Raw genomic sequence first — 22,373 nt, 5'->3', positions numbered from 1 at the left:
TGTCTTAATTTAAAGACGTTATAATTTCGTACCGCACTCGGGACAAAAATTATTGTTAGGTAGGTTCTTTGCACCGCAATTGCTGCAATAAATTGGCTCAAGGGATGCTTTTTGAGGTTGGCGTCGCAAGCCTACCATCTGAGCATTACTCTTACCTGGGGCTACCATTGGGTAACAGTTTTCATCTCTAGTTACATGGGCATTGACGATAACTGGACCATCGTGTGCGAGCATTTCGGCAATAGCATCTTTCAATTCATCACGGTTTTGAATGACCATACCTTTAATGCCGTATGCTTTTGCCAGTAACTCGATATCTGGCATCCCAACTTCCATATTGGAGCATGAGTAACGTTCTCCATAGAAAGCTTGCTGCCACTGGCGCACCATTCCCTGCCAACCGTTATTGATAATTATGGTCTTGACATTAATCCCATACTGCGCTAGCGTGCCCAATTCCTGCAGGTTCATCTGGAAACTGGCATCACCGCTAATACAAACGACTTGGCTATCCGGACAAGCAACTTTAGCACCCATTGCCGCAGGTACGCCAAAACCCATGGTTCCCAAACCAGAACTGGAAATCCAACGTCGGGGACCTGCTTTAAGGAATTGCGCCGCCCACATTTGGTGTTGACCTACGTCTGTGGTGAAGATGGCATTAGGTGCTTGGCGACTAACTTCTGCTATCACCTCTTGTGGTGAAATGCTATCGGGGTGGTGAGGTACTTCTAGAGGGTACTCTTCTTTCCAACGGTTAATGAGAGTCAACCACTCTTGCGTTTGGTTGGGTGTACTCTCTTTGCACCGACGCAGTAAATCTTGCAATACTGTTTTGACATCACCAACGATGGGGACTTCGGGAACTCGATTCTTACCGACTTCTGCGGGATCGATGTCAATATGTATGACTTTTGCACGAGAAGCAAATTCGTCTAATTTACCAGTGACGCGATCGTCAAATCTTGCACCAACACAAATCAGCAAGTCACAATCACTGACAGCAAAGTTAGCATAAGCAGTACCGTGCATTCCCAACATTCCCAAAGAAAGGGGATGGTGTTCGTCAAAAGCACCCAGCCCCATTAATGTTGTGGTAACGGGGATATTAAATAACTCTGCTAGGCGTTTAATTTCTGAATATGCTCCTGAAGTAATTGCACCACCGCCTACATACAGCAAGGGACGCCGACTTTCACGTATTAACTGAATTGCGGCACTAATTTGGCGGGGATTTCCCTTGACTGTCGGACGGTATCCTGGCAATTTCACCGAAGCTGGTTCTACAGGTAGATAGTCAAATTGCTCAAAGGCAACGTCTTTAGGAACATCAATTAACACGGGTCCCGGACGACCAGTACTTGCTATGTGGAACGCTTCTGCAACAATGCGTGCCATATCGCGGGGATCGCGCACGACGTAGGAGTGTTTGACAATAGGTAGGGTAATTCCGTAGATATCAGTTTCTTGGAACGCATCTGTACCGATCGCCGGACGTGGGACTTGCCCGGTTACAATAACCATGGGGATGGAGTCCATGTAGGCGGTAGCGATGCCAGTAACTAAATTGGTTGCTCCGGGACCGGAAGTTCCAAAGCAGACTCCGACTTTGCCTGTTGCACGAGCATAACCATCAGCAGCGTGTGCAGCTCCTTGTTCGTGTCTCACCAGAATGTGCTTGATCCCGCGACCTTCAACTTCTGCTTTGTACAAATCATCGTAAATCGGGAGAATAGCACCACCGGGATAACCAAAAATATATTCCACGCCGTGAAGCTTTAGGCTGTCAAGCAGCGCATAACCACCACTCACGCGTTTGGGTGTCGCGACTGGCGGTGTAGAAACCTTTGAGTTAATTTGATTTTCTATTTGCGGAAGAGAAATTGGGGAAAGCGAATCTCCTTGGGAGACACTTGGTGAACGCACAGCCAAACCTCACAGAATAGCGAAGATATTGCTTGATTGTAGTATTTAAAGTTTCATTTTATCTGAAAATTTGAGGAGTGCGATCGCATATTTTCTAATTTATTTATGTTAATAGTCAAGAATTCTCCATATTTCAAAAATTTTCACAAGGCATCTTGCAAAACGCGACGGGTAGTTTGCCAAGTCCAAATTCCCACAGCAGCAACTAAGACGCTCATTCCCACAAGCGTCACTTGCAAACCCAAACGATCTACTATCGGACCTGTAATTGCTAACGGTGCTGAAAGAGCGATGTTGACAGCATGGTTCTGGAAGCCAAAGACTTTACCGTGCATTGCGCTTGGAGTGTGTTGCTGAATCAGAGTTTGCATTGGCACTCCAATCAAGGCAGCACCTATACCTAACACGGCACACAGCCCGAGAGCCAAAACCAAAGTTTTGATAAATGTAAGCACTCCTAAGACCAGCGCTATCATCAAAAATCCGATGAGAGGCAAGGGTTTACCGTGTAGTTTATGACACCAATGGCCCAGAAGCGCTGCACCCAGTACAATACCAATACCCGCTGCTGCTAAGAAAAAGCCAAATTGTTTTTCTTGCAACCCAAAATCTGCTGCCAATCTAATTGCTAGAACTGTTAAAGCTGCAAACACACAATACAAACCAACCAGTTGTAGCATGGCATTTAACACCAAGCGGTTTGTTTTGAGATATCGCAAGCCTAACTTAAAGTCAGCCCAGGGATGAATAAACTTTTCTTTTTCTTCTACTGATTTGTAATCTTTCAGGTGTATTGGCTGCATCAATGCGCCAGATAACAAATACAATCCGCAAACAATCAGTTCTTGACCGTACCGTGCTCCCAGGAAAATTTTAGCAAAACTTAACATTGGTTCTCCGATCGCAAAACCAACAATCATAGCTCCCATCATTGTGCTGCTAAATAGAGCGTTGGCTGCCATCAAATTTTCGGATCGGACCAACAGGGGAATTGCCGCTTGCTCTGCAGGTGCAAAAAACTGTGTCACTGTAGAAATAGCAAAGGCAATTATCAATAACAGCAAGAATTCTCGCGGTAAAAAGGGAATCAACAATATCATGAGTCCCCGTACAACGTCTGAGGCAATCAAAATTAATTTTTTTGGAAAGCGGTCAACAAAGATACCACCAGCTGAACCAAACAGAATTGCCGGAATTGTAAACGCCACCATCAACGTGGAGTACATGGAGTTTTCTGGCAACCCGGAAGAGGGTTGATAGTTCTTAAGCATGGCAACAAGTAAAACCAACAGGACTTTATCTGCTAGTTGGGACAACAACTGTCCCATCCATAGCAGCATAAAACTACGGTTTTTTAATAGGGCGACAAATCCGGTATTGACAGCAGCAGGTTCTGTTGGAAACATCTGGGATGAGTGGAATAGTAACTGTGATAGGGGAGTGGGGACTTGGCAAACACTCCATCATTCCTCACTCCCAATTGGCAAATCTGTTTTCCGGACTAATTTTCTTGATAGTGCTGGATAAGCGAGTGCAAAAACTCAGATGCACTCAAGCATTCTTTTGGAGATAGCTCCCCACGATATGAGTCTACCCAATAACCTCGGACAATGTTAGGCGATCGCCACATTGCCAAATGGTCAACAGACGGATCTGCATAAAAGTTAGTTTGCCCGCTACCAAGCAAAGATGAGCTCCAATGAGTGAAGTAATCGTGACTCATACGATGAATGGGAAAGTGACCCCACAGAGGAACGCCCCATCCATCTATAGCAATAAAAGCTTCAACACGACCTCCGAATATTTGCCACATATGAGCGGCAAATATTGCCCCAACAACACCAGCACTAAAACTAATGAAGACAACTGGTGATTCTAACCTATTCCTTAAGCGTTCGTGTAAAAATTGAAATATATGAAATGGCAATAGATTTGAATAATTTTTGGTAGGAAAAATAAGTATATTTACGGTTCCATCTGTTGCTCCAGGGGAAGCTTGCTCCATCAATGCCGATACAAAGCTCTGAGTTAAGTCTGGTTCGTGAATTCCAGGACAAAGAATTATATTCATGAATTATGAATTATAAATTATGAATTATGAATTATGGTATGAGCGTCTGTAGCCTGGTGATTGGAAATCACAATTTGATGCTACACTGCTGCTATAATTAGATTTTTCAGTCATAATTGTAAAATTAAAAAGTAAATAGCAGGTGGTGTGGGGGATAAACCAACAAGAGAACAACTAGAACAGTTGTATCGGTTGAGCTACCAGCTTACCAAAATGCTTAGACCAATTAACTTAGTTACAATAGATGACAGGAATGGGAAATTGGTAATACTAGCAGGTGATGAGATTGATATAACGGTCGATCGGCAAGGACAAGTAAGTTATGAACAAACCGGATTTCAAAGCAATGAGTAGAGCCGAATTACGAGCCTACGTGTTGCAACATCCAGATGATAAGGAAGCATTTTACGAATTGTCAGACAGGATTCAAGCAACTGCCAAGCCAATAAATGTTGAAGACTTGCCCGACTTAATTGGGTCCAGACCAGAGCAGCACCAACAGTAGAAAGATTTATGAGCGGTGTAATACGGCGCTCTTGCTATTGTTTGCAAGGGCGCTCTTTATAGAGTAGATTGCCTTCACATAAAAATTTTGAAGATTTAAGAAACGATACCCAAAAAAACTGACTGAATTAGCGCTTTTTTATAGCTTCGCATCAACTTTTAATACACACAATTGACATTAAAGCGAATATATTAACATTTCTTTGAAAAAGAAAACATTTCGCACCGATCTTCAGTAAGCATCCTCAGGGAGAAGAGTTAGGGGGATGGGTAATTCATACTTCATCCTTCTGGAGATAGAAGTGAGTATAACACCAAAAGTATTACTAAAAGTAACTTTTTAATGCAGTGGGGGGGGATAGGATAGAATTTGACAAGTACGAAAAAGAACACTCTTGAAGTTGTATAGAGGAATTTATTGTGGTTGCCACGCCGGAAAAACTACAAAAATCGCACCAGGACGCATCGGGTCAACAACGTGTCGCCGTATTGCTCATGGGCTATGGCGAAGTTGAAAGTTATGAGGATTTCGCCAATTATAACGAACAGGCTTTAAACCTATTGACTGCAAAATTCGCACCAGTGCCAACTTGGGTTTATCCTCCGTTGGCAAAGCTTTTAGCATTATTTGACCGTCACGAGTGGGGACACCAGCATCATGATTTCATTTCCCCACACAACTCTATTTTTGAAAAACAACGAGCGGGTATTGAGAAAAACCTGCAAGCTAAGTGGGGAGAAGGGGTGAAAGTCTTTAAAGCTTTCAACTTCTGCGCCCCTTTCCTTCCCAAACAAGTCTTAGCAGAAATCAAAAACGAAGGTTTTGATAAAATACTTATCTATCCACTGTTAGTTGTGGATTCTATCTTCACCAGCGGTATTGCCATTGAGCAAGTTAACAATGCTTTAGCTGAGATGGCAGATGGTAACGAACACTGGGTTAAAGGACAGCGTTATATCCCTTCTTTTTACAATGAGCCAGCCTATATCGATTTGATGGCGCATCTTGTTGAAGAAAAAATTCATGCTGATTTGATCGATGCTTATCTACCTTCTCAAATTGGCATTATTTTAATGAATCACGGTTGTCCCCACAAAGCTAAGGGATTCACCTCTGGAATCACTGAAAGTCAAGCACTTTATGATTTAGTGCGGGATAAGTTAATCAACCGCTATCCACTTATCTCAGTTGGTTGGCTTAACCATGACACACCTCTTATTGAATGGACGCAGCCAAATGTCGAACAGGCTGCAAACAATTTGATTCAATTGGGTGCTAAAGCGATCGTATTTATGCCAATTGGCTTTGCGACAGAAAACCACGAAACTCTATTGGACGTACATCATATCATCCACGCTTTAGAGAAAAAGCATTCTGGTGTCAGTTACGTGCAAATGCCTTGCGTTAACGACGATCCAGCATTTTTGGCAATGGTAGCAGAATGGGCAAATGCTCACATTGCTGAGTTGCTCTCAGAAGAAGCGGTGTCAGTGAATCCTCACTTAGCTGTAGGTCATCATCACCATCACCACCATTAAAACTAATGAGTGAGGACTTAAGGATAAGCACTCTTAACTTTTCACTCCTCACTCATTACTTTGGAACATATATACCCTAAGTTGAGATTTTTCACGCTCAACTCCTTCCTCATCTAGCAAGAGTATAATTTAGGTAGCAATGTAGAACAGGTTTTTACAGTCATCTCAGTGCAATGCCTTTAGGAAAACTGAGATAGTAGTCTTTCATACTCTGTATGCGACCCTACCCAAAACCAAATAACTGTATCTCCCTCTAACTGTCCAACGGCTCGATAGCTTCTGCTGACTCTTGCAGAATAAATAAGTAATTCTGGATGTACTTTTTTGAAACGTAAACTGGGATGATTTGGGTCAAGTTTAAATTGACGATATGCTTCACGGGTTTGCTGTTGCACATTTTCAGGTAAATTACCAAAAGCTTGGCGAAACTGAGAAGTGATACGAGAATTCACAGTGTATCTGGATCTAGCTGTTGAGTTTTCCCTGCGCGATATTCAGCCATCGCTTGAGCTGCTAAGAAAGCTAGTGCATCTGGAGAACGCTCAAAAGCTTCATCCCATTGCTTTTCATCTTCGAGTTCTTCTAAAATCATCGTAGCCATAGCATCTTGTTGACTGGCTGGTAAGTTTTTAAGTTTGATAATCGCTTGTTCGAGTAATTCTGTCATGGTGAATGATTGTCCTCTGTTTTATTAATTTTCTCACAAATTCAGAATTGCGATTTGCTATTGCGATGCGCTACGCCCTGCTTTAGGCAAAAGGGAGACAAGCCCTAATGCCCAATCTCCAATCCCTAATCAATTTGACACAACCAAGATTCACTTAAAATTTTTTCGGCAATGGGGTGTTTTGTTATTGTTCCTGGTTTAGAGGTATCATGCCATCCTTGCCAAGTCTGAGCAGCTAGTGTGGAAAACTCACCCCGCACGTGGAACCAGGTAGGATTATCCTCTCTACTCCAGAGACTATAAAGCAAATCTAGAACTTTCTCAGACGTGTGGTTACTCATTTGATTGAGTTTGCTGTTACAAGATTCCGTAAAACCTTCCTGAAAAACTCTGCTCAGTCCCTCTCGAATACTAAAGTTACTTAGCTTCTTCGAGCATCTTGCAATATTGAAAAGTGCATCACAAATTCGACGGTTCAATCCCAAATAAACAGAACCCTTAAGTGCTTCTAAAAAACTCTCTAATGCTGCGATCGGTTCATCTTTAATTAAGAGCAAATATTCTCCTTTTAACAAAGAAATTTCTGAAAGCACTGCTTGACAAAAATTAGGGCTGTGACCGGTAGTTAAATCAGCCTTAGCATACTTCTCAGCAAAACTTAAGGCTTCTATTGGCAAATGGCTATCTCCAAGTCTGACCAAAACTCGCCCTGCTAAAGCTAGCCATCTAGCCATTCTTTGTGTTAAACCAATACGTGATGCATAATGAGCAGCTTTGAAGAAATGTGTTGCGGCTTCTTCAAGAGAATTGCGATCGTTAGAAAGATAGAACTGTATTCGCGCAGCATTTCCATAAATTTCAGATAAGGCTTGATAAATATCTAATCCTGGGTCTTTATAACACGAGCCTGGTTTAATTGCCTTTCTAATTTCACGGTCCCATTCTTCTAAGCCAAGCCACTTTTTCCTCTTGCTTGATTCAAATAAATCTGGGTGGTGCCCGCACGAAAGTTCATACAAATAAATTTCAGACTGGATAAGAGCTTGAATGGGAACTAGCTGTTTCTTGACTTCGCAATCTTCTTCAAGAGCTTCTGTAATTGTTTGGATCAGCAGTTTTGCATTACTGATATTACCTAGAAAATTTGATAGCCTGAGTTCTAATCGTTTTGCCAGAAAATAGCAACGGTAGAAATTGAGTCGATATGAAAAGTAGATTTTTTCCTTGGGAATTTTCTTCAATTCCTCTCTAGCTATATCGGCAATCCTCTTAATTTGTGCAGAGCGACATTCTTCATCAAGGAATTGGAAATTTTGAAAAGCCATCCTAACATTGGTTAATCTCGTCCTTAGCTCGGAGAGAGTTTTGCATACAGAACCATAAATTTCTAAATTGAGGCTTCCATTCCAACTTTGCTCTGCTAGCCATTGCTTTGCAGCACAGACAATTGCTTGCAGCATAGTAATCATTGAATCTCGATCGACCCAAATCCCTTGATACTTTTGTTGATTTCCTAAAACGACTGTTGTTTCAACTAAGGAATCAATACTGCTGTCTAAGGTTTTTGTTGATAGGGTTACGTTAGCTATTTCTTCAGTTAAACCCATGTGTAAGCTACAAGCACCAATAGCATTCTCCACTATCGTATTACTAGAGGTATACATCCATTCAAGAAATTCATAAGATTTACCATCATGACTAAAGCTACACGTTACCATTGCCATAATTACGGGGTTGAGCGAATTTAGGGAGTGCGCTTCTAGTCCCATTGTCGGGCACATTCCTGGAGTCTTCAATTCGCACTCTGCTTGGTGGCTAATTTGTACAAATTTATCGTAGAGATTGCTATATTCTTTTTCCCGGTTAATGGTTCGCGATAAAGTTTTGAATTCCAACTTTTGAACTCTAATATGAAGGTTAGTTGGATATTTAAGCATTTGCTCTTTAATGGTAATACTTAGGAAAAGTGCAATTGCTTCTTGTCGGGAGAAATTAGTTTTTCCTCCAGCTTTTAGTCTTTCCCAAGTTCTCTGCAGTTTCTCAATAACCTCCAATCTCAGTTTTAAACCTAAGGTTGGGTAGGATTTTCTCAGATTGTTAATGAAATATTCAAGGGAGTCATTCTCAGGAGTATCGGAGGAGTTTAAAAAAAGCTTGTTGCTTGCGATCGCGACTTTGTTGCTAGCAATTGCTACAAACTCCTGAGTAGTAGAGCGTAAATCTTCCAATTCCAGTAACTCCAGCAATGCAGCTATTTGCGCTACTTGAAAAAATCTCTCCGACGTAACTCGGATAATCTTTGTTTTCTCTGGCAAAAAACCAGCAGACTCCAGTAGTTCATCGGCTCCTGTATCTCCCAATAACTTTCGCAGTTCGTCAGGGCTTGATTCTAGTTTTTCTTTTTCTGATGTGTTTTGAATCTCTCGTTTTAATTTTCTTTTGGATGCTCTACGACTGCGAAGATTTTTGCACAGTTGAATCAACCCTTCGCGATCGACGGGTAACCGTTCTTTTTCCTTATTGAGAAAATCGATCACCACAGGCCGGCTAACACCCATTCCTTCTGACAGCTCTACCTGCGTTGCTCCCATTTTTTCTAGGAAGAAGTGGAGCATCTCGCGCAGCGCTTCTTGGTCTCCAACACTTTCTTTGCCCATTTTCTTATTGAGTGCACAATATAAATGTAAATCTAATTGACATTGTAAATCTTTCTAAGGGATTTTTTGTGTCAATTTATACGTAAAATTGAAAGAATATATCTTCCGAACATTTATGTGTATATTGAGTTTACATATTTTATGATTGAAATAAATATTTTGTAGTTTATGATACAAAAATTACTTAAATAATGATTTTAATATTAACATGTACAGTCAAATGACAATATTTGGCTAGATCCTGCTTCCGGAAGTTATAAACCAATCCCTGACTGCTACAAACAAAGGCTAACTAAGTTTCAGTAGCTCACGGAATAAAGCTTTAATTTTGGCGTGAGAGTGTTTCCGAATAATTTAATAAATGTCTGCTAACAGCACATTGATGGAAGAACCACGACAGATGCTGTTAGAGCTTCGCGTATCTAATTTTTTGTCTCTAGCAACTAGAACAACGAATTAATGAATTGCTTGGAGGTCAAACGTGATTTCATTCAACCAAAATTTTCGGTATTTTGTTTATTTGGCTTTGCTTGCGATCCTTTTAGGAGTCGTAGCAGAGTTTGATGGTGCCATTACAGTGCAAGTCGCACCTTGGAGCTTGCAAGTCAAAGTACAAGGCGGTTCTTCTCCGTGTTCAAATGATTTGGTACCACCTGAGAGTCAGCTTAACGTACTCAAACGGAAATTAGCTTAAGTTGTTTCTCGTTACCTAACAGACTAAGTTATGGTGCGATCGCTTTGAATGTATCTACTAAAAGGTTTTCCTGAGTCGAGCGTTACCCTCGTCGATTGCAGTCGGGGGTGCATTTATCTCAAAATTTAAATGTCAAAAAGGACAAAAATCATGACGAGCAATCTATTTAAGTGGGCTTGTACGGGTCTGAAATATTTTCTGTGGACTTTGCTTGGTTTTGCGATCGCACATGTGATATTTCAAATTTTTGGAGTTTCTACTGTTTCAATACTTCTGTTCTCCGTTTTCTTGCCATGGATTGCCCGCATTGCAATCTTTATCTTCTGTTTGTTTGTCGTTGCCATAGTCCATGAGTCTTGTAGCTAATTCAGAATATCGTTGTAAATATTACAGATGGTAACATCTTACCTGGGTTGGTTTTGCTGAATTTACCCATCACTCCAACCCTTCTCTTCATAGGAGAAGGGAGTTTGTACTTTTAAGGAGAAGTAGTGAGGAGAGTTTACAAACATTTTTAAAATCAGTTGACAATCTCATTTGAGTACTATAGTATTCAAAGTATGATGTATAAGTTAATTGATTTATTTGCTGGTGCGGGTGGATTAACTACAGGATTTCACTTAGCAGGGTTTGAATCTTTGTGTGCTGTTGATATAGACACAAAAGCTTTAGCAACCTATAAACTTAACTACCCAAACACTAAGATTGTCAATCAGGATATAAGTAAAGTAGATCCTTCAGAACTACGTTTATCGCTTAACTTGAAGCAAGAAGAACTAACAGCGTTAATTGGTGGTCCTCCTTGTCAAGGTTTTTCTAAAAACATTCCTGCTCGCGAACGCAGTCTGAACGATCCTCGCAATCAACTGTACAAAACTTTTTTGGAATTTGTACAAGAGTTCAGACCTCTTTATGTCGTTATGGAAAATGTGTCTGAAATCTTGAAGGCATATGATGGTGTAGTTAAAAATGAAATAACGGAGCAACTAAAATCGTTTGGGTACAAAGTTGTTTCAGCTTCCTTAAATGCTGCTCATTATGGAATACCGCAAACTAGAACTAGGGCATTTTTTATTGCTAGTTTGGATAAAATACCCTCCTTTCCCACGCCAACACATTATGAAAATACTCGGAGAGATCGTAGCTCTGTAAAATTGTGCGATCGCCAGATGAATTTATTCGATCTAGATAGTTCTTCAATGGTTACAGTGAGAGATGCAATTGGAGATTTACCACCATTAGATGCAGGGCAAGAATATGTTGATGGGGATTATCCATCAACTCCACAAACCTCATACCAAACTATAATGCGTAATGAGAGTACAAAAATTGTTAACCATATTGCCCGTACTTTAACTCCGATTCAAAGAGCAAGAGTCTGTCTTCTAAAAGAAGGGCAAGATGCAAGAGACTTACCACCAGAATTAGCTCCTAAGAAACATTATAGTGGAGCTTATGGAAGGCTTTACTGGGATAAACCAGCAAAAACAATTACAAGATGGATGTTTCATCCTGGTTCTGGTAGGTTTTTTCATCCTACGCAAAATAGAACTATCACAATACGAGAGGCAGCCAGATTGCATTCTTATCCGGATAACTTTCACTTTGTTGGGTCATATACCGATATGGCTTCTCAAATTGGTGAATCTGTTCCTCCGCTGTTAGCTAAAGCAATTGCTATATGTTTGCATCAGAATTGTTATCAAAAAAAGGGTTATTAATTTGCGATTGTAAAGCAGCAAGGATAGTCGTTACATAACGCTCGAGTATAAGACGAATTCGTTCAATATTAATACGAACAGCGTTGGTAAGAATTGTTCTTGCTTTGAAAAGTTGTTTTTGATTTTTGTACCATACTAAATCTGTTTTTCCTGCTATATTTCCTTGCAAACCTACTCCTTGTTTCCCAGAAATTTTATTGACTGTCCAAGCCCAAGAAAATGTAGTTGAATCGAGTGGCTCAAGTTCATATTCACAATAAACATATTCAGTACCTTGTATATTTTTTAAAAGTATACCTTCGTAACTGTTAATAACTCTTTGTAATGACTGGCTTGTTAAAATCTTTTCGTTCCAATGTTGAATAATAGCTTCTCCTAATTCTTGTGGTGAAGATTGTTCAGTAAGACCGGGAAATCCAAGTTGATTAGCTTTTTTAATCACATCTGCTCTCTGAATTACAAAAAAAAATGTGTTTCCTGATGTGAAATTATTAAGTTGAAGCGATTTCAAAGACCAACCAGTCTGAGTCGTAATATCAACAGCATCATAAAGAAGTTTGGTACGTCCTAAAGCTGGATCGGAAAGAGGAATATCTTTTACGTAATGAAAAATTGCTTCCCAAGCATAATCTTCTATTGAGCCAATAACCGGAGATGCTACAGTAGCGATTATGCCTTTCCTTAATCTGTCTATTTCATTGTCTGTCAACACTTAAAGATTCCTCTACGGCTCGGAAAAATTCGCTCATGGTTGTATTTAAAGCATTAGTAATATGGTTGAGAACCCTAACAGATGGGCTTTTCAAACCGCGCTCTAGTTGGCTGATATACGTTCTGTGCAGACCTGTCACTTCTGCCAAATACTCTTGAGACCAGCTTTTTTCTAGACGACGGCGTTGTATTTCTAACCCTAATATTTGATCTAGTTGACTAGGCTGCATAATCAAGAACATTAAGGCTTTGAATACAAAAGTGCTACAGACTATAGTATTCAATACGATTCTACAAGGTGCTGTATTAACTTTCAGGTAACTTACACCTTAAAGAGTTAAAAACTGTCTCTGCTTTTTGCACGCCATCCTCACCATGAGTCAATAGAATAACAAAATAACGGTTGTTGCCAATTACCACACTCGTTTTGTAACTAATAGTAAACTGACTTTTGGCATCGTCTGGTAATTTCGTTACCCCTTCTTCCACAGTTACCTGCGTTGGTGAACCACAAAGCTTTTTAGGTTCTGACCTCGAAGTAGAGACTTGAAAATTATCTCTGTCTCCGAGAAACGTGCTATCTAGAATTTGCTCAACTTGCTTTTTGTCTGTTTGCGAATCAATGACCACCCTAGCTACCAAAAGCCGTATATCAGGATTGTCACCGTTACTGGTAATAAGTGCTATTTGCGCTCCTGCTAACTTTAAACCAAGTACACCTTGAGAACCATCTGGAAAGCTATAGTTCATAATACTCCTAGCTATAGCTTCTGCTCTTTGTGGCTTGAAAGCATTTGTCGTAAATTGAATCGCTAGCCCGGTGATACCAATCATGACTAGAAAAATAGCCCCAAAAAACACAGAAATTATTTCTAGTAACGTAACTTTGTACTTGGAATTTTTTGGTGGTAAGACTTGGTTCATTTGAGTTTGTTCAGGAGCTATGCGGTTCAATTCCATCCACGGGTTGGTTGATATCTAGTTTGTAATATCTAGATAAAACTTGTTTAATCGCGGTTCTATAATGTTCTAGTTTATCCATTGAACAATAACCTCTTTACTGAAATGGACAATAATGCTATGGCGGAAGCTATTGAAGGAGTATCGCATCTGTATACCTGTTAAGATTGGGTAAGCGAGCCATTGTGACTGTACAATCACCTGATTAGAGATTTTTTTGTGGTGGAGAAAGCAGCTTTCTTGAGATAATTATTCTTCCAAATCTTTTTCCGTAATTCCCGCATCTTTCATGATGCTTTTCAAAGTTCCTATTGGCAAATCTCGATTACTATGAACGGGTATGGAAAGGATGGCAGGAACATCTTCTTTGGCATAGATATGATGACTGCCAGTTATTCGCTTCAACTCCCAACCATGCCGTTCCACTACTTTACATAGAGCCTTACCAGAAATAGCTTTCATATCGATAGCTCAACTAACTGCTTCTCTGGCTCAATTTCTTCCCGCTCACTTGCAACTTCTAACCAACCTTGAACAGCGTCCTGTAACATCTCTAGCAAGTGTTCGTAGCTCTCTCCCCAAGTATGACATCCTGGTAATGCAGGTACAGAACCACACCACACTCCATTTTCTTGCCAAATAACCGCTTTAATTTTCATCTAAAAACCTCCGGGAGTGTGGAAACCGCGCACCTTTAGGTCGCGGAGGAAACACGACACGAGCTAATTTATTAGCCGTCCCCTTACGGGGTTGGATAAGCAGAGGAGTAGTGCCTATCCACTTCCCTGTATGCCGGGAACACCTTGCTACTCCAGTAATGTGAGCCTTGCCAAAGTTATCGGTCGGTACCCTTACGGGTTCGGCAATATCCTGCGACGGGAAACCCGTCTTCAGATTTGCCTCACTATCCAAACAGCACTGTCTTACCCCTCGTAAAACTGGTTAACCATTTGGTTGTAGAGCAGCGAACTGGCATCACGTATTCGCAGGTACGAACTTTAACTCTTGCCGATAACGTAGTCCAGTTAAGGACTTAAGCGGGTCAGCTACCTAAAGGCAGAGGCACGAAGCCCCGTTTCTTCAGAGCGGGGTGCTGACAAACTATCCATCAGTCTGTACTCATGAATTTTAACGCATTGGGCATTTTCTGTGCTTCCACTGTAAGACAAACACATTTAAATTTTGAAAGTCATATGCAATAAGAGTTTTAATTCCTTAGCACTCGCATTGAGTATGCTTTTTTTATAACAGCATAGTACTGGCTCCAAAATGCGGTTCATTTAAATAGATAGTCTTCGGTTGGAAAAGGAATAGTCGTTTCGCGAATCGCAAAAAATAATTCTAGACTCGCCTTTACAGTACGATATTACTCCAAATCAACCCCCAAAAAGCGGTCTAAAAATCGCGTGCGCCACATCAACCGTACAATGAAACTCCACTCTATAGCAACTAACCCCAACCACAAGCAATTGATAGGTGAAATTGGTGCTAATTCAAAAAATTCCCGGATAGGAGAAATATATAAAATTAATAAATAGGTAATAATAAGAATTCCTGCTACGCTGGTATAACGCCAGTCGCCATTGAGAGGTTCAGCGGCTACCCATGCTGTTGTAGGCGGTTTTAGAAAAGGAATTAATAGGAGTTCGCAAAATACCAAAATGGTCACAAGTGCTGTGCGAGGAATTTCATAATCAACCCTAGCAATTCCAGCAGCTGGTGGTAAATCGAGTATGGCACTGACTAAGTAGAAAAGGTAAACAATCAAAGCTACCAAAGTGATGGACAAACTTGCGGGAATAATAAAGTGGAGAATTGAACGCACCATGCTTTGTTTTGATTGTTCTCCCGGTTGCGCCCAAACAGGAATAAACATGGTGGGAATACCAACGCCAACGAGAGTGACAATTGCACTGTGTTTGTTCATCAACGGGAAGCTATCGGAGACAATTGCTGTGGCAAAAATAAGTAGTGCGACACAGCAAACTCGCACCATAAAGAGTTTCATGACATCACGGATACCATTGCGAATTCTTTGCCCTTCTAAAAACGCAGGAGGTAGTGCTTCAAAGGAATCTTTTAGCAAAACTATATCGGCAATACCCCTAGTTGCTTGAGAGCCGCTTTCCATAGCAATCCCTAAATTTGCCATCTTAAGGGAGAGGACATCGTTGACTCCATCTCCTGTCATCGCAACGTAATGTCCTGCATCCCTAAGACTTTTAACAATTTTAGCTTTCTGTTGCGGCGCAATTCTGCCAAACACATTATAACTAGAAGCTGCTTGAGCAAATTGGACATCATTCATTTGCTCTAATTCAGCACCAGAAATCAGCTTGATTTGTTCGCTAAATCCTGCTTGTAAAGCAATGGCTGCTACTGTTTGAGGATTATCTCCAGAAATGATTTTGACTGCAATTTCTGCTTGGGTAAAGCCTTGTAGTGTTTCACTTGCTCCTTTTCGCAAGCGATCGCTAAAACTTAAGATCCCGATCGCGCTAAGATCTGGTGGTAAGGAAGGAGTGTCATTTGCGCCCAGAGAAACAGAGACGGGGCTGCGAGCAAACAGCAGAACTCTTAACCCTTGGTTAATTTGCTCCTGAATGTAATTTTTGGCTGTTGCGTCTAAGGGTGTAGCAAGTGATAAAACTTCCGGCGCACCCAATACATATGTACCATCTCTTTCTGTATCGTCAAAGACGACCGAACTCCACTTGCGATCGCTAGAAAAAGGAACTTCGGTTTTGATAAGCTTGGTATAACCGGAGCAACCGTTAAGAATAGCGTCTGTTGTGCGATTGCCTGACTGAGTACTTGCAGCATAATCACCGAGTATAGAGCGAAGATCCCCTACAGGAACTTCTATGGGGTAAAGGTCGTGCAATTCAATTTGATTGGTTGTGAGCGTTCCGGTTTTATCAAGACACAACACATCAACATTACTTAAAGACTCTACAGCATTAGTTTGCTGGATTAAGATATTTTTTCCCAACATTTGAACCGCACCCATGACATAGGCAAGTGTAATTGCAATTAAAAGCCCTGCAGGAATTAAACCTGCAATGACAGCTGCTCTTTGAACAATTTCATTTAATGATTGAGAGCGAATAATAAAACTAATTGCAATTAAAATCCATAAAAAACAGGCGAGAAGTAAAAGTACCCGAATAATTAAGTTAATTTCTTGCTGAAGTGGCGTGTAAACTTGACGAAACTGTCTTGCACCAGCCATAAGTTGGTAAGCAACTGTTTCAGTACCTACCTTCTGCGCTTCATAGCAAGCACGTCCGCTGACACAAAAGCTACCAGAGTAAACTTCCTGTCCTTCCATTTTTGGAATTAAATCTGATTCACCTGTCAGCAGTGACTCATCAACTTCAATTCGTCCTTCACCAACAATTTGACCATCTACTAGAATTTGTTCGCCAGGATAAAGTAGGAGAAGATCTCCCAAAACAATTTCCCTCGGATCGACAGTATATTCTTTGCCATCTCGAATGACAGTTGCTACAGGGCGAGTTAGCAGAGCAATTTTATCGAGTTTTCGCTTTGCCCAAATTTCTTGGCAAATACCAATAACGACACCACTAAAAATTATAACGGCTACAAAAATAGCATCAGAAGGGCGTTGTAAAAACAGAAAAACACCGCTAATGGCAAAAAAAACCGCGTTGACAAAAGTAAAAAGGTTCTCGCGTAAAATTTGAACGTAAGAACGGCTAGTTGGCAGTTTAACATTATTGCTCTTTCCTGCTGTGCGCCTTTCTTTGACTTCTTGTTCGCTCAACCCTTGGAGCTTAGATATCTGCATAAATAATAGAAAATAGAAATTTTAGATTTTAGATTTCGGATTTTGAATTGAAAGCTTTGTATTTAATACTGTTTCAAGCTTGACCTACAATACCAACTTTTCTAAGTTTTGTATAATTTGAGATAATGCTCCTTTTGACATCAGTGAAATCAAATGAGGTAAATAGTGGGTCTTAATGAGTTAATAGACAATAAGTCAAACTATTGTTTCATGTGGTTTCAAGGTTCATAGTTCTTTTACAGTAAGTCTTGATGTTTTTGCTAAAATCGTCAGAGTAATTACACAGTTTATTTCCTCCTTAGGTAACCACAAATTTATATCTAAAGATAGATTTATTATTTGGCATTTTTTCTGTTTGTCAAGAACAGGTTAGAAGCAGCGACACTTGGGAGTCAGCAAATTGCGGCTGGGAACCAACGAGCTCGTGCTGCGTATACCAACCATCGGTGACTGAAACCTTATGATTTTTTCCCTCTCTGGCTCCTTTATCAAACGACCTGTCTTTGCAACGGTTTGCTCTATCATCATTACACTACTTGGGATAGCTTGTATCCCGACATTGCCAGTTGCTCAGTATCCGGAAATTGCTCCTCCCGTAGTTACCGTAACTTCAAACTATGTTGGAGCCAATGCAGAAGTCGTTGAGTCTACTGTAACTAACATTTTGGAGCAACAACTCAATGGTATTGAGGGCGTGCGATACATCAAATCTACAAGCGCCAATGATGGAACGAGTAGCATTAACTTAACGTTTGAACTGGGGAAAGACCAAGACATTGCTGCCGTAGACGTACAGAACCGGGTGTCAACCGTTCTATCGCGGTTACCGGGACCTGTAACCCAAACAGGCGTACAAGTCCTAAAAGCTAACAATAACTTCTTGTTAGCAATTGGGATTTACTCCGATCGCGATGAAAGCAAAGGAAAAGATATTTACAACGATACCTATCTCAGCAACTACACTGACCTTTATATTGCAGATGCCATTAAACGGATCAAAGGTGTCGGTGATGTTCAGATATTTGGCGAGCGGAAATATGCCATGCGCCTTTGGCTAGACCCCAATCGTCTCGCCAGCCGAAATTTGACACCTCAAAATGTTATTACAGCACTTCAGCAACAGAACTTACAAGTCGGTGCCGGACAAATAGGACAACCTCCAACTCAATCATCACAGCAGTATCAGTATGCTGTTAACGCTCAAGGAAGACTCAAGGATGCGGAAGAATTCAACGAGCTTGTGATTAAAACTACGGAAGATGGGACGCTTATCAAGCTCAAGGATGTCGGTCGGGCTGAGTTAGGAGCCGAAAACTACAGTTCTTTGCTCAGATTTACTTCTAGCGATCGGGTAACGCACCAAGGCGTGGGATTGGGTATTAACCAGCAAGCTGGTAGCAACGCACTGGATACAGCCGCAGCAGTCAAAGCGGAAATGAAGCGATTGGCTGAAAATTTCCCTCCAGGTATACACTATGAAGTCGCTTTTGATACTACTACTTTTATCAAAGCAGGAACTGAAGAAGTTATTGTTTCTTTGTTTCAAGCAGTTGGTTTAGTTGTCCTCATTGTTTACCTATTCTTGCAGAATTGGCGTTCGGCATTGGTGATTTCACTGGCAATGCCTGTAGCGCTTCTCGGTACGTTTATCTTCGTCAAACTCCTGGATTTTTCTATCAATACCCTGACTCTATTCGGTTTAACCTTGGCAACAGGTCTGGTGGTGGATGATGCGGTGGTGATTGTAGAGGACATCACTCGTCGCATTCAAGACCAGGGACTTAAACCTGTGGAGGCGGCGATTCAATCTATGAACGAGCTGTTTAGCGCGGTGATTGCTACCTCTGTTGTATTGATTGCAGTGTTTGTACCAGTTGCATTTTTCCCCGGTACAACCGGACAGCTTTACAAGCAGTTTGCGCTGACGATCGCATTTTCCATCACCATATCCACCTTTAACGCGGTTACCTTTACCCCAACACTATCTGCGATTTTGCTCAGGCGAGGTCAGGTACCAAATAACTGGTTTTTTAACAGTATTAACTGGGCGATTGATAAAACTCGCCAGATTTACAGTCGCAGCATAGTCTTGTTAACTAGGTTGAAGTTTGTCGTTTTAGCACTGTTCTCAGGTGCTTTGATACTGACCTATTGGATCTACAATATCGTTCCAGCAGGTTTTATTCCAGATGAAGATCAAGGTATTTTTATCACCCTCGTTCAAGCACCAGAGGGTGTGTCTCTCAACTACACTCAAAATGTGTTAGAAAAAGCAGAAGCAATTCTCAAAGAAGTGCCAGAAGTTCAGCAAATTTTTGCAGTTGGTGGTTTTAGCTTTAGTGGTTCGACGCCCAACAACGGTTTGATATTTACAACCCTGAAACCTTGGGAAGAGCGCCGGGAAGCAAATCAATCTTTGCAAGCGATTATTGGTGGATTTTTTCCACAGCCTTTTGGATTACTGCCTAAAATGTTGGGAATTCAAGAAGCCACTGTGATTCCATTTAATTTGCCAGCTATTAATGGTATTGGTAACTTTGGTGGTTTTGAGTTTCACTTACAAGATAGGGAGAATTTAGGATTTGATGCAATGGGGACAGCCCTCAATAGCTTGGTTGGTCGAGCCAGTACTTACCCATCTCCCGAACAACCTCAAATAAACGGTTTGCGTCCCAACTTCAACGCCAACACACCGCAAATTTCTGTAGAAGTCGATCGCACCAAAGCCAATGCCCTTCAGGTTCCTGTTGAAGATATTTTCAACACCTTGCAAGTTTTTCTTGGCTCGACCTACGTCAATGACTTTAACCAGTTCAATCGAGCTTACCGCGTTTATGTTCAGGCAGACCAGGCATTCCGCTCAAACCCAGAGGATATTAAAAAGCTGTACGTGCGTTCGCAAACAGGTCAAATGATTTCCCTAAGCAATTTAGTGACAATTAAAGAAGTCATTGGTCCTTCAGTGATTAGCCATTACAATCTGTTTCGCTCGGTGGAAATTAACGGTTCCCCAGCACCTGGTGTAAGTTCGGGACAAGCTATCAAAGCAATGGAGGTATCTGCTCAAGAAACTTTGCCTAAGGGATTTGGCTATGAGTGGTCCGGGCTTTCTTTAGAAGAAATTGAATCTGGCGGACAAGCTCTCTTTATCTTTGGTTTGGGTGTTGTCTTTGTCTTTCTCATACTAGCAGCACAATATGAAAGCTTTGTCGATCCATTTATTATTTTGCTGACTGTTCCGTTGGCAATTTTGGGTGCGTTAATTGCTCTTATTATCAAAGGTTCTGCTAACGACATTTACACTCAGGTTGGATTTGTCATGTTGATTGGTATGGCAAGTAAAAACTCAATTTTAATTGTGGAATTTGCCAACCAACTTCGGGAACAAGGTTTGGGTATTACAAAGGCAGCGATCGAGGCTGCTAAGGAGCGTTTGCGACCCATTTTAATGACAGCTTTCTCCACAGTTGCTGGTGGTATTCCACTTTTGGTCGCAACAGGTCCTGGAGCTGCTGCTCGTCAATCTTTGGGAACAGCAACTTTTGGTGGAATGTGCATTGCAACTGTTCTGAGTCTATTTGTTATCCCAATCTTGTACATTATTATCAAGAATGCAGAAGTTTCTTTTGGAAAACGCGATCGCACAGTTGTAGCTGGTGAGGAAACTGTTATAGCAACCAATGACCAGCGACCAAATGCCTAATTCTTTGACTGGTTTGTCCTGAGTCATTCTCTTATTTAGGGAGATTGTTTGAAAAGTGGGTAGCTGTGATTTTAGGCACTCAGCGATCCCCCCTAGCCCCCCTTAACAAGGGTGGAAAATATTCTTAAAGCCCCCTTAACAAGGAGGAAAGGCTCTTAAACTCTTCCTTTAAAAAAAGAGGGAAAAGCTCTTAAACTCTTTCTCAAAAAAAGAGGAAAAGACTTTTAAACTCTTCCTTAAAAAAGGGAAAGACTCTTAAAGTCCCCCTTTTTAAGGGTGATTTAGGGGGATCTTGAATGTTTTTCTACTGATGAAAGGACTTTTCAAACATCCTCTTAACTGCAAGAATCTATTTTAAACTCATTGTATCTGCTCAATAAATTGGGGTAGGACAAAAAATAAATTAAGAGAGAGTTAACGCAATTACAAGTAACACAGCAACTTGCTTTGATGGGAGCGATTTCTTAGAGTTTGGAAACGGAGATTTTCACAAAATTGCTAAACTTTGTTTCCATCTTGTTAAAGTATCACCTCTGGATTAATTAACTCCTCGCAACTTGCGCGTATTTTCAACCAAACTCTGAGCGAATTGGTCAAAGCGTTGTGAAAGTTTCTCATCTAACAGTTTACCCTCAGGGCTAAAAGCTTTCCACGCTTGTCCGATCGCTATTTGTTCCGGAATGACCCAACCGTGAACCCATCTCATGATGATTCGTAGATCGTTCAGGGCATTACTGTTGGGTTGTCCGCCCAAAATACTGATAAGCCCGGTCACTTTACCAGACAATTGATCGAAACTCATCAAATCAAGGGCATTTTTGAGGACACCACTGACGCTACCGTGATACTCTGGTGTTGCCAAAATTAACCCATCAGCTTGAATGACCGCATCACGCATGCGCTGAACATCCGGGTAATCTGGATATTCCTGCTCGCCATTACAAAACGGTAACTGCATTTGCCGCAAATCGATAATTTCAACCTCCGCACCCAAAGCTTCGACTCTTTGTGCAGCTATCTTCAAACCAACTTGCGTGTAAGACTCTGTTCTTAAACTGCCACCAATTCCAACAATTTTTACCATAACGAACTCTCAATCTCTTAATTTATTAAGTAGCCTTAATCCAAGGTTAGGTTTTTGCAAAGCGTAGTCATTACGAGTATGTTTATATATTAGCTTATAGACCAGCCAGTTGTGACAAAACGTGTAAAATTTCAATTGGTAGAGAATTGTTTGCTATTGAGAGTGAGTTTTATTCTGTTTGAGGAACTGTAAGATCCAAGGGCGAATCAGTGCGAAGTTAGGGATCTCAGATACAGGAATTTGTAAAGAGTAGACGTATGCAAGAGAAAAACTTGGGAATGGTTTTTTGTGGAAGCTACACTAGACAATTAGACACCAAAAAATT

Annotated in this window: 20 protein-coding genes; 7 read left to right on the top strand and 13 right to left on the bottom strand. The window is 41.0% G+C overall.

The annotated features are described in order from the left end of the window. Nucleotides 1-18 precede the first annotated feature (18 nt). The 3 genes from ilvB to AB0756_RS10620 form a co-directional block, all read right to left on the bottom strand. The gene (ilvB, locus tag AB0756_RS10630; protein ID WP_050046092.1) at nt 19-1,926 is read right to left on the bottom strand and encodes a biosynthetic-type acetolactate synthase large subunit; all 1,908 of its coding nucleotides are present in this window, start codon (nt 1,924-1,926) and stop codon (nt 19-21) included. A 143-nt stretch (nt 1,927-2,069) separates the two neighbouring features. Next, nucleotides 2,070-3,332, bottom strand: a complete 1,263-nt coding sequence (locus AB0756_RS10625) for an MFS transporter (protein WP_038071696.1) — start codon at nt 3,330-3,332, stop codon at nt 2,070-2,072. A gap of 95 nt (nt 3,333-3,427) precedes the next feature. Then, complete coding sequence (locus AB0756_RS10620) at nt 3,428-3,997, bottom strand: hypothetical protein (protein WP_038071694.1); 570 nt, start codon at nt 3,995-3,997, stop codon at nt 3,428-3,430. Nucleotides 3,998-4,144: 147 nt separating this feature from the next. Here AB0756_RS10620 and AB0756_RS10615 point away from each other — a divergent pair, with 147 nt between their 5' ends. The 3 genes from AB0756_RS10615 (at nt 4,145) to AB0756_RS10605 (ending at nt 6,040) form a co-directional block, all read left to right on the top strand. After that, nucleotides 4,145-4,351 (top strand): DUF6888 family protein, encoded by a 207-nt coding sequence (locus tag AB0756_RS10615; RefSeq protein WP_137986404.1) that lies wholly within the window; start codon nt 4,145-4,147, stop codon nt 4,349-4,351. Beyond that, nucleotides 4,344-4,502 (top strand): DUF6887 family protein, encoded by a 159-nt coding sequence (locus tag AB0756_RS10610; RefSeq protein WP_237265817.1) that lies wholly within the window; start codon nt 4,344-4,346, stop codon nt 4,500-4,502. Before AB0756_RS10615 ends, AB0756_RS10610 begins: the two co-directional genes overlap by 8 nt. A gap of 419 nt (nt 4,503-4,921) precedes the next feature. After that, nucleotides 4,922-6,040, top strand: coding sequence for a ferrochelatase (locus AB0756_RS10605; protein WP_038071690.1), 1,119 nt, complete (start codon nt 4,922-4,924; stop codon nt 6,038-6,040). A 179-nt stretch (nt 6,041-6,219) separates the two neighbouring features. On the opposite strand, the gene AB0756_RS10600 is transcribed toward AB0756_RS10605, so the two are convergent. The 3 genes from AB0756_RS10600 to AB0756_RS10590 all read right to left on the bottom strand — a co-directional run bounded on the left by AB0756_RS10600 (nt 6,220) and on the right by AB0756_RS10590 (nt 9,364). Then, complete coding sequence (locus tag AB0756_RS10600; RefSeq protein ID WP_038071687.1) at nt 6,220-6,492, bottom strand: ParE family toxin-like protein; 273 nt, start codon at nt 6,490-6,492, stop codon at nt 6,220-6,222. Beyond that, the gene (locus AB0756_RS10595) at nt 6,489-6,707 is read right to left on the bottom strand and encodes a hypothetical protein (RefSeq protein ID WP_038071685.1); all 219 of its coding nucleotides are present in this window, start codon (nt 6,705-6,707) and stop codon (nt 6,489-6,491) included. Before AB0756_RS10595 ends, AB0756_RS10600 begins: the two co-directional genes overlap by 4 nt. A gap of 125 nt (nt 6,708-6,832) precedes the next feature. Continuing rightward, nucleotides 6,833-9,364 (bottom strand): hypothetical protein, encoded by a 2,532-nt coding sequence (locus AB0756_RS10590; protein ID WP_038071682.1) that lies wholly within the window; start codon nt 9,362-9,364, stop codon nt 6,833-6,835. A gap of 481 nt (nt 9,365-9,845) precedes the next feature. On the opposite strand from AB0756_RS10590, the gene AB0756_RS10585 reads away from it, so the two are divergent. The 3 genes from AB0756_RS10585 (at nt 9,846) to AB0756_RS10575 (ending at nt 11,779) form a co-directional block, all read left to right on the top strand. Next, a complete protein-coding gene (locus AB0756_RS10585) occupies nt 9,846-10,058 on the top strand; it encodes a hypothetical protein (protein WP_167844609.1) in 213 nt (70 codons plus the stop codon). Nucleotides 10,059-10,208: 150 nt separating this feature from the next. Next, entirely contained in the window at nt 10,209-10,424 is a 216-nt protein-coding gene (locus AB0756_RS10580; RefSeq protein WP_237265818.1) for a hypothetical protein, read from the top strand. Nucleotides 10,425-10,618: 194 nt separating this feature from the next. Further along, complete coding sequence (locus AB0756_RS10575) at nt 10,619-11,779, top strand: DNA cytosine methyltransferase (RefSeq protein WP_038071681.1); 1,161 nt, start codon at nt 10,619-10,621, stop codon at nt 11,777-11,779. Here AB0756_RS10575 and AB0756_RS10570 read toward each other — a convergent pair. The 6 genes from AB0756_RS10570 to AB0756_RS10545 all read right to left on the bottom strand — a co-directional run bounded on the left by AB0756_RS10570 (nt 11,736) and on the right by AB0756_RS10545 (nt 17,261). After that, complete coding sequence (locus tag AB0756_RS10570) at nt 11,736-12,491, bottom strand: hypothetical protein (RefSeq protein WP_038071679.1); 756 nt, start codon at nt 12,489-12,491, stop codon at nt 11,736-11,738. The two genes, AB0756_RS10575 and AB0756_RS10570, sit on opposite strands and share 44 nt — an antisense overlap. Continuing rightward, a complete protein-coding gene (locus AB0756_RS10565) occupies nt 12,475-12,720 on the bottom strand; it encodes a helix-turn-helix domain-containing protein (protein ID WP_038071702.1) in 246 nt (81 codons plus the stop codon). Before AB0756_RS10565 ends, AB0756_RS10570 begins: the two co-directional genes overlap by 17 nt. 76 nt (nt 12,721-12,796) lie before the next feature. Continuing rightward, nucleotides 12,797-13,414 carry a hypothetical protein gene (locus tag AB0756_RS10560; RefSeq protein ID WP_408103988.1) on the bottom strand — a complete coding sequence of 206 codons (618 nt, stop codon included), beginning with the start codon at nt 13,412-13,414 and terminating at the stop codon, nt 12,797-12,799. A gap of 285 nt (nt 13,415-13,699) precedes the next feature. Then, nucleotides 13,700-13,912: a type II toxin-antitoxin system HicA family toxin gene (locus tag AB0756_RS10555; protein WP_038071673.1), complete on the bottom strand. Its 213-nt coding sequence runs from the start codon at nt 13,910-13,912 to the stop codon at nt 13,700-13,702. Further along, nucleotides 13,909-14,109, bottom strand: coding sequence for a type II toxin-antitoxin system HicB family antitoxin (locus AB0756_RS10550; protein WP_038071672.1), 201 nt, complete (start codon nt 14,107-14,109; stop codon nt 13,909-13,911). The genes AB0756_RS10555 and AB0756_RS10550 overlap by 4 nt, the downstream gene beginning before the upstream one ends. A gap of 707 nt (nt 14,110-14,816) precedes the next feature. Next, entirely contained in the window at nt 14,817-17,261 is a 2,445-nt protein-coding gene (locus tag AB0756_RS10545; protein WP_038071669.1) for an HAD-IC family P-type ATPase, read from the bottom strand. Between the two features lie 460 nt (nt 17,262-17,721). On the opposite strand from AB0756_RS10545, the gene AB0756_RS10540 reads away from it, so the two are divergent. Further along, nucleotides 17,722-20,964 carry an efflux RND transporter permease subunit gene (locus tag AB0756_RS10540; protein WP_050046094.1) on the top strand — a complete coding sequence of 1,081 codons (3,243 nt, stop codon included), beginning with the start codon at nt 17,722-17,724 and terminating at the stop codon, nt 20,962-20,964. A 538-nt stretch (nt 20,965-21,502) separates the two neighbouring features. Here AB0756_RS10540 and AB0756_RS10535 read toward each other — a convergent pair. Next, complete coding sequence (locus tag AB0756_RS10535) at nt 21,503-22,048, bottom strand: NADPH-dependent FMN reductase (RefSeq protein ID WP_038071667.1); 546 nt, start codon at nt 22,046-22,048, stop codon at nt 21,503-21,505. Nucleotides 22,049-22,373: the final 325 nt, after the last annotated feature.

This window comes from Tolypothrix campylonemoides VB511288_2 (assembly GCF_045999855.1).
Taxonomy (GTDB): domain Bacteria; phylum Cyanobacteriota; class Cyanobacteriia; order Cyanobacteriales; family Nostocaceae; genus Scytonema; species Scytonema bouteillei_A.
This window is presented reverse-complemented; position numbering and strand designations above follow the sequence as displayed.

What these genes read in the sequence shown, in the direction of transcription:
- AB0756_RS10550 (WP_038071672.1), bottom strand. Translation starts at nt 14,109, where the DNA reads ATGAAAATTAAAGCGGTTATTTGGCAAGAAAATGGAGTGTGGTGTGGT.
- AB0756_RS10595 (WP_038071685.1), bottom strand. Translation starts at nt 6,707, where the DNA reads ATGACAGAATTACTCGAACAAGCGATTATCAAACTTAAAAACTTACCA.
- AB0756_RS10560 (WP_408103988.1), bottom strand. Translation starts at nt 13,414, where the DNA reads ATGAACCAAGTCTTACCACCAAAAAATTCCAAGTACAAAGTTACGTTA.
- AB0756_RS10590 (WP_038071682.1), bottom strand. Translation starts at nt 9,364, where the DNA reads ATGGGCAAAGAAAGTGTTGGAGACCAAGAAGCGCTGCGCGAGATGCTC.
- AB0756_RS10535 (WP_038071667.1), bottom strand. Translation starts at nt 22,048, where the DNA reads ATGGTAAAAATTGTTGGAATTGGTGGCAGTTTAAGAACAGAGTCTTAC.
- AB0756_RS10610 (WP_237265817.1), top strand. Translation starts at nt 4,344, where the DNA reads ATGAGTAGAGCCGAATTACGAGCCTACGTGTTGCAACATCCAGATGAT.
- AB0756_RS10580 (WP_237265818.1), top strand. Translation starts at nt 10,209, where the DNA reads ATGACGAGCAATCTATTTAAGTGGGCTTGTACGGGTCTGAAATATTTT.
- AB0756_RS10575 (WP_038071681.1), top strand. Translation starts at nt 10,619, where the DNA reads ATGATGTATAAGTTAATTGATTTATTTGCTGGTGCGGGTGGATTAACT.
- AB0756_RS10565 (WP_038071702.1), bottom strand. Translation starts at nt 12,720, where the DNA reads ATGCAGCCTAGTCAACTAGATCAAATATTAGGGTTAGAAATACAACGC.
- AB0756_RS10620 (WP_038071694.1), bottom strand. Translation starts at nt 3,997, where the DNA reads ATGAATATAATTCTTTGTCCTGGAATTCACGAACCAGACTTAACTCAG.
- AB0756_RS10555 (WP_038071673.1), bottom strand. Translation starts at nt 13,912, where the DNA reads ATGAAAGCTATTTCTGGTAAGGCTCTATGTAAAGTAGTGGAACGGCAT.
- AB0756_RS10545 (WP_038071669.1), bottom strand. Translation starts at nt 17,261, where the DNA reads ATGCAGATATCTAAGCTCCAAGGGTTGAGCGAACAAGAAGTCAAAGAA.
- AB0756_RS10625 (WP_038071696.1), bottom strand. Translation starts at nt 3,332, where the DNA reads ATGTTTCCAACAGAACCTGCTGCTGTCAATACCGGATTTGTCGCCCTA.
- AB0756_RS10540 (WP_050046094.1), top strand. Translation starts at nt 17,722, where the DNA reads ATGATTTTTTCCCTCTCTGGCTCCTTTATCAAACGACCTGTCTTTGCA.